The sequence below is a fragment of the Aeromonas sp. A35_P genome, from assembly GCF_002259925.1.
Lineage (GTDB): Bacteria > Pseudomonadota > Gammaproteobacteria > Enterobacterales > Aeromonadaceae > Aeromonas > Aeromonas dhakensis.
In genome coordinates, this window is record NZ_NEVB01000078.1 from 1 (window position 1) to 7,784 (window position 7,784).

Genomic DNA, 7,784 nt, shown 5'->3' on the forward strand with positions numbered 1-7,784 from the left:
GGTGATGTGTTGGCCGCTCCCTGACGATATTGATATTTCGCTGTTGATATTGAGTGTTGAGTTATTAATAAAGGAGCAGCCGGAACTCAATGCCCGTTATTTTTTCAGTGCCGATGGCGATCTATTTAAATATCAGATAAATGGCTGGTATCCCTGTCTGGAGTTTTATCGTCTGGCGGCTGACGAGGTGGATGAGCTGGTACGGCGAGTGCAGCAGGCCCCCTGGGACAGTGCCCGCCAACCGCCTTTTAAGGCATTGATTATCAACGCAGAACGTAGTGTGACACTGGCGCTGGTGCTGCATCCTGTGCTTGCGGAACAGGGCTCGCCACAGACCTTGATGGCGGCGCTGAAGCAGCACTACGATCGGTTGGCCACGGGTCAGGCCGGGCAAACGCCGCTGCTGCTATCATCCCCGGCATGCATTGCCGCACCAGCCTCTTGTGCCCCTGCTCATGATGTTGGCGGGAATATTTCACGGATTATTCTTGAGGAATTTCGCCGTGCCTTGTCATCGCCCGATATGGGGCCGGATGATGACTTTTTTGATAATGGTGGTCACTCCCTGCTGGCGACCAGAATTATCGGGAAATTACTGAGCGAGCACGGTATCGAGTGCCGCTTCAACGACTTTTTCGAATCGCCGACGGCGGCTGCCCTGGCACGCAAGGCCGTGATATCAGAGCAGGCTTCATTGCCGAACGCCGTCCCGGCAAATAACAGGGCACCGGCTCCGCTCGCCCTGGCGCAGGCCTCTCTGTGGCGGGCTTATGAAGCCCACGACTTTGGCACCATTTTTAATCTTCCCTTTGCCCTCGATTTTATTGACGAGGTGGACGAGTCCCTGTTTGCTCACGCCTTTGCCGATATTATCGAGCGCCACGCCAGTTTGCGGACCCTGTTCATGACGCAGGATGGCGAGGTGCGGCAACGTATTCTCCCGGTCGATCAGCTGGCCGGCTATCGCTGGTTCTGGGGCAGTGCCGAGTCGCAGGGGATGACCTTGGCCGACGCCGCGGCCCATCGCTTCGACCTGACCCGGGAGCTGCCGCTGCGGATCCGTTTCCTGCGCGATCCGGCCACGGGGCGCCAGCAGCTCTCCTTGTTGGTGCACCACATGGTGGTGGACGAGTGGTCCATCAACCTGATGATGGGGGAGCTGGCCCAGGCTTACCTGGCTCGCGCCGCCGGGTCTGCCCCCCGCTGGGATGCGCCGGCACCGGCGTTTCACGATTTTGCTCGCCGGCAGGCGGCGGATGGGATCAACGAGACGCACCTGGCCTACTGGACCCGTCTGCTGCACGGCGCCGTGCCGGCTTCCCGCCGTCCTCCCTTGCCGGTGATGCCCCTGCAGGGTGAGGCATGGGCCGCCCGCTGGCACGAGTGGCAGCCGGCCGAGGGCACGCTGGCCCGGCTCTATGAGCTGGCCCGCGCCCACGATGCCTCCCTCTTTACCCTGATGTACACGGCCATCGCCCTCGCCTTGCACCAGCTCGGTCAGGCCGAGGAGATCCTGATCGGCACCTCGACCTCGGGGCGCACCGATCCGGCCTTCTTCGACTCGGTGGGCTATTTCACTACCATGGTGGCGCATCGGGTGTCGTTTGCCCCGACCACCCGGTTTGGCGATCTGCTGCGCCAGGTGACCCGCACCATCAACGACTCACTCTGCTACGCGGACGTGCCGCTCGAACAGATCCAGCAGGGATTGGGCATGACGCCGGCCGACGGCTTGCTGTTCGACGTCTACATCCAGATCCACGCCAGCAACGCCCTCAACGGCCGTCTGCCGACCCCGGCGGGCGAGGGGCTGCGCTACCGCCAGATCGATGCGGACAAGACCGAAACCATGTTCGGCCTGCAGTTCGAGATCATGGAGGATGTGCTGGACGATGAGCGGCGGCTGCGGCTGGTCATCACCTACCGGGACGGTCGCTACAGCCCGGCCCAGATACAGACTCTCTGTGCCCTGCTTGACCGGTTGCTCGAACAGCTGGTGCGGGAGGGGACTGCCAGCCCGCTCGCGGCCCTGGTCCCACAGGTGTGATGGCGTGAGCCCCCGCAAGGGGGCTCACTGTTTGGCTCAGTCGGTCGGCAGACCGTAGTGCTGGAAGGTGGTGCGGGCGGGCAGGTGGTAGTGGGCGCGGCCCAGCAGCTGATTGAGGATGCGAGCATTGCGGTTGGGCCCGAGCCCCAGATCCGGCGAGCCTACCCCCTGCTGGAAGATGTCGGCGTTGTGGATGAAGACCCGGCCCGTGCCCCGATCGGCGCGGCGGGCGGTGAAGTCCTCCTGCACTATGCAGTCCCCCTGTTCGTCCACGGCCAGTACCTCACCCTTCAATTGTTCGAACCAGGCGGGCCAGGCGTGGGCATAGCCGGTGGCGGCCACCACGGCATCGGCCTCGAGGGTACAACGCTGATCGAGCTGGGTGTGGTGGCAGGTCAGACGCAGGGCGCCGTCGCTCAGGACTTCGGCCGCCTCCAGATTGCAGCTGGAGAAGAGGGTCAGCCCGGGTGTCTGGCCGCCGATGGATCGCTCGTAGATCAGGTCGAACAGGGCGCCTATGGTCGCGAAGCTGATCCCCTTGTAGAGCATCCCCTGTCCGGCCACGATGGCGCGCCGTTTCTCCCGCGGGATGCGCTGGAAATAATCCATGTAGCCGGGGGTGAAGCACTCCTGCCCCAGCTTGGAGTACTCCATGGGGTGGAAGCCGGGGGCCCGGGTGATCCACTGGATGGCCGCCCCGGCGGCCACCCGCTCCGGCGTGAGCGTCTGGAACAGGGCCAGCACGCACTCGGCCGCACTCTGCCCGGAGCCTACCACTGTCACCCGGCGGCAGGCGGCCAGGCGCTCCCTGGCGTGCAGGAAGTCGGCGGAGTGCAGCAGATTCGGGTGTTCGATCCCCTGCGCCCAGGCTGGCAGGGCCGGACGGGTGCCGATGGCCAGATCACGGCTCTGGTAGTGACGGGGCCTGCCGTCGGCGTCGCGGCTCTCGAGGCAGAAGCGCTCCTTGCCCGCATCATAATGGACCGCCACCACCTCTTCGCCAAAGCGGCAGCTGGGGAGCTGCCCGGCGGCCCAGCGGCAGTAGTGGTCATACTCGCGGCGCGGGATCTGGAAGTGGTCGTAGTAGTAGAAGGGGTAGAGCCGGTCGTGCCGGTGCAGATAGTTTAGGTAGCTCAGCGGATGGGTCGGGTCGGCCAGGGTGACCAGGTCGGCCAGGAAGGGCACCTGCAGCGTGGTGCCCGACAGCAGGAGCCCCTGGTGCCAGCTGAAGGCCGGTTTGCGATCCAGAAACACTCCGCTCAGCTCGGGATGCCGGTCCAGCAGGGCTGCCAGCCCCAGGTTGAAGGGGCCGATGCCGACCCCGGCGATATCCACGTGTGTGGTCTCCATAAACACTCCCAAAGGAAAGGTGATGCGCCCCGGCCATGCCGGGGCGCAGGATCAGGTGCGCACGCTGGCCAGCAGCCCCTCGACGTCGGCCACCGTGCGGCAGGCCAGCAGCTGGCCCGGTGACAGCTCCACGGCGAAGCGTTCGCGCAGCCGGGCCGAAATGGTCTTCAGGTGCTGGGGCCGCAACCCCAGCGCGGTAAAGGGCTGCCGGCTGTCGGCACTGCCCGGCGCCGCGCCCAGCACCTCCAGATAGATGTCGAGTACCCCGTGACGGGGGGCGGGTTGCGCCAGCAGGGTGCGTGCGGCGGGCTTGTCCGGCTTGCCGTTGGCGGTGAGGGGCAACTGCTCGACGGCCAGGGCGCGGGTCGGCACATGGGAGGCCGGCAACTGCGCGCGGGCAAACTCGCGCAGGGCGGCCGGGTCCAGCCGGTGGCCGGTGGCGCAGACGTAGAGCAGCCCGATCCCCAGCTCCCCCTGTCGCTCGTCGCCGTACTCCACCACCAGCACCTGGGCGAGGGCCGGATGGGTGATGAGGGCACTCTCGACGTCGGGCAGCGAGACACGCACCCCGCGCACCTTGATGTAACCGTTGACCCGGCTATCGAACAGCAGGGTGCCGTCGCGGCGGTAGCGGCCCCGGTCGCCGGTGCGAAACGCACGCACCTGCTGGCCCCTGTCATCGGTGAGGGTGACGAAGTCGGTCTGGACAAGCTGCCCCTGTTCTAGGTAGCCGAGGGCCAGGTTGACGCCGCTGGTATGGATGCGGCCCGCCACCCCGAGCGGGCAGTGTTCACCGCGCTCGTCCAGCAGCCAGTAGGCATTGCCCGGCAGCGGTGTGCCGTAGGGTATGCGCTGCCGATCGTCGGCGCTTATCTCGTGCCAGATGCTCCAGATGGTGGTTTCGGTCGGCCCACCGAGGGAGAAGAGGCGGGTGGCAGGCAAGCCGGTTCGCAGGCGCTCTATGATGCCCGGCTTGATGTAATCCCCTCCCTGGGCGACGAGCCGCAGACTCTGCAGCGTGTCGACCGGGTGGCAGGCGAGCAGCATCTCCAGCATGGCCGGCACCGAACACCAGAGGGTGACGCCGTGCAGCGCGATGAGCCGGCCCCAATGCACCGCATCCTTGTCGGCGCCGGGCTCCGGCAGCACCAGGGTGGCGCCGGCGGTCAGGCAGCCAAACACGTCGAAGACCGACATGTCGTGGTGCAGCGGGGTGACGGAGAGAAACTTGTCCAGCTCTGTGATGCCCCAGCGCTTCAGGGTGCTGCCGATCACGTTGGCGGTGGCCTGGTTGCTCAGCACTACGCACTTGGGGCGCCCCGTGGTGCCTGAGGTATAGAGGTAGTAGGCCGGCGTGGTGTGGGCACTGCGCCCCGCCCAGGGCGTGCCGAGGGGGGCGTCGGAGCCGGCCAGCAGGGTGGCCGGGGTCAGCGTGGGGTGGCCCGTCTCTGCGCCTGGCTCTGCCACCACCAGGTCGGGGCAGCAGTTGTCGAGCAGATAGCGGCGGCGTTCGGCTGGCGAGGCGGCATCGATGGGCACCCAGATGATGCCGCTGAGGGCGCAGGCCAGGGTCACCATTGTGTGTTCTGGGCTGCGCGGCAGGCAGATGGCGACGACCTGCCCGGCCTTGATGCCGGCCTCGCTCAGGGCATGCATCACGCGCCCCACGCCGTGACCGAGCTCCCGGTAGCTGAGCCGCCGCTCCCCCTGGATCAGGGCCACAGTCTCGTGCTGCGGATGGAACAGGCGATCGGCGATGCGCTGCAGGAAGTCGGTGTGGCGGGCGGCGTCCGGCAGGCTGTTGTGACGGGCATGGGTGGGGGTGACCAGATCCGGGAGGTGAAATGCCTTTCCCTCCGCCAGCCGGGCCACGGCACGCGCCATGGCAGCGAGCAGATCGCTCACCAGCGCGGCCTCCAGAGCCTCGCTGGCGTAGTCGATGTCGAGTGCCAGGGTACCGTCGGCCTGCTGGCTGATGCGGATGTCCATGGCGACCTGGGGTGTCTGGGTCAGCCCCCCTTGCCACTGCATGGGGCTCTCTGGCGCGGCCACCGGCCAGGCCAGTCCGTTGGTGATGACCACGGGCAGGGCGGGCCCGCCGCCATGGGTCTCCACCAGCTGGCGGGCGATATCGACCCCGGAGAACGCGAGCCGATCCAGCCCCTCCATGACGTCCTGCTGCAGGATGTGGGCCCGCTCCAGCAGGGTGCCCTCCGCGGGCTGCCAGGTGAGGGCGATAAAGCTGGAACGGTTGGTCAACGGTCCGCCGGGAGGCGGTGCCACCGGCACGGCCACGCAGAGATCCCCCTCGTCGCGCCAGCGGGAGAGCACCTCTAGGATGACGGCCACCAGGGTGGTGTTCTTGAACAGGTGCTGGCGGGCACCCAGCTTGTAGAGCGCGGCCGCCTGCCCGGCAGGTATGCGTTGCCGCAGGCGTGCGTAGCGGGCACGGCGCAGACCTTCGAGCGGCTGGGTCCAGGGCAGGCGCGGTGGCCCCTCCAGCCTGGCCAGCTTGCGCCGCCAGTAGTCCCCGGCCTGCTCCCGCTGCGCCGCCGTGGGCTCGTGAGCGGGCGGGGAGGGCAGCGCGGGGGCCACTATCCCTTCGAACAGCTCGCGCATCAGGGTGGCGATGGCGTGTCCATCCAGGATCAGGGCATCGATGCGCACGAAGGCGACCAGCTCGTCTCCCGGCAGGTGCAGCAGGGTCAGATCCCAGGGGGAGTGCGTCAGGTGGAACAGGGCATGGCTGTATGCCTCCCGGTGGCGAGCGAGCCTGGAAGCCACCTCCTCTTCGGTCAGCTGACGCAGATCCTGTTCGTGCAGATTGAGGCGCGCCTCGTCATCGACGACCTGTACCAGGCGGTCGGCATCGATGCGGGTACGCAGCGCATCGTGGCGCTGCACCATCTCCCGCAGGCGGGCGCGCAGCAGCGCCGGCTCCATCTTGCCGCGGTACTCCCGGTACTCCTGCATGGCCACGCCCCCGAGCGGAAACTGGGTGGTGCGCCCGAGCAGGTAGGCCTGCTGCAGCGGCGTCAGGGGGGCCTCGCGGCGGCGGTGCAGCTGGGTGTCGAGCAGGGCGGGATCCCGCGCCAGCTGGCGCAACTGTGCCACCAGATCGTCGAAGAGGGCGGTGATCCAGGGACGCGGCAGGGCATCGAGGCGGACGTCCCAGTTGATGAGCAGTTCGCCGCGCAGGCGCACCAGCTGGGCATCCAGCGCCACCTGGGGGCCCTGGGAGATGACCCAGTTCATGGCGCCGAAGACCCTGTGTACCCGTTCGTCAAACAGCGAGCCCCCTTCCAGATCCAGGGCGGCGGTGAAGACGATGGGGGCCAGCTGGGCCGAGCCGTGGTGGCGGGAGAGGTCGCGCATCACCGCCACGCCGGAATAGGCGCTGTGGCCGAGGCGCTGGTGCCATTGGGCCGCCAGTTGCCGGCACAGCGCATCCAGCGTGCCTGCCTGATCAAGGTCCACGTCTACCAGGGTGAGATTGGCGAACTCGCCGACGATCCGCTGCTCGTTGCCGAGCACGGGCTCGCGCCAGAAGAAGGGAACGTTGAGGCGAAAACGCCTGTCGCCGGTGGCCTTGCCCAGGGCGTGGGCGAAGAGGCCCAGCATCAGGCTGGAGAGGGTCAGGCGCCGCTGCCGTGCCAGGGTGGTGAGGGCCTGGCAGGTGGCGGCGTCCAGGGTGGCGCTGAGACGCTCGCTGGAGGGGGGCGTCTGTTGCGGAGCGCTCGGCAGGATGGGCGCCGGCGCCAACGCTGGCAGCTGTTGTCGCCACCACTGCCGATCCTGTTCCCGGCGCGCGCGCAGGCGCGTCTGCACCGCCTCGTGCCAGGCAAAAAACGAGGGGGATGGCGGTGGCGTCCACTCCGGCTCTTCGTACCACCGGGCCAGGTCGGCGAGCAGGATCCGCACGCTGGAGGGATCGACGGCCATCATGTCGGTGTCGATGTGCAGCCGCTGGCGCTGGTTTGCCAGCCGGGTGACGGAGAAGCGGGCCGCCTGACCCCGGCTCAGATCGAGTTGCTGGTGGGTCCACTCCTGCCGCTTGCGGGCCAGGGCATCGGCCAGTGGCTGGCCGCTCAGGGAGCGGAAATCATCTATCTCCAGCACGGCCGGGGCAGGCTCCCCCAGCGTTTGGGCGCCGTCCCGGGTGACGGTCAGGCGCAGCATGGGATGCGCCTGATAGAGACGTTCCAGCGCACCGTGCAGGCACACCAGATCGAGGGCCGGGCCGTCAAACTCGGCATAGAGGTGGGCACTGACGCCCCCCAGATGGGCATGAGCGCTGCGTCCCATCCAGCAAGCCGCCTGCATCGCGGTCAGTTCTTTCATCTCATTCATGGCGTTGACAACTTGTCGTGTTTCGTTGTTTATATAT

3 protein-coding genes are annotated in these 7,784 nt (G+C 67.2%); 1 reads left to right on the forward strand and 2 read right to left on the reverse strand.

What is annotated here, in order from left to right; translation table 11 throughout:
- Positions 1-2,047 (forward strand): condensation domain-containing protein (locus CAK78_RS06245; RefSeq protein ID WP_369597516.1); only part of this gene is annotated, 2,047 nt, incomplete at its 5' end.
- Positions 2,048-2,083: 36 nt separating this feature from the next.
- On the opposite strand, the gene basC is transcribed toward CAK78_RS06245, so the two are convergent.
- The gene (gene basC, locus CAK78_RS06250) at positions 2,084-3,382 is read right to left on the reverse strand and encodes a putative histamine N-monooxygenase (RefSeq protein WP_094696720.1); all 1,299 of its coding nucleotides are present in this window, start codon (positions 3,380-3,382) and stop codon (positions 2,084-2,086) included.
- A gap of 66 nt (positions 3,383-3,448) precedes the next feature.
- The gene (locus tag CAK78_RS06255) at positions 3,449-7,738 is read right to left on the reverse strand and encodes a non-ribosomal peptide synthetase (protein ID WP_094696721.1); all 4,290 of its coding nucleotides are present in this window, start codon (positions 7,736-7,738) and stop codon (positions 3,449-3,451) included.
- Positions 7,739-7,784 lie beyond the last annotated feature (46 nt).

What these genes read in the sequence shown, in the direction of transcription:
- CAK78_RS06255 (WP_094696721.1), bottom strand. Translation starts at nt 7,738, where the DNA reads ATGAAAGAACTGACCGCGATGCAGGCGGCTTGCTGGATGGGACGCAGC.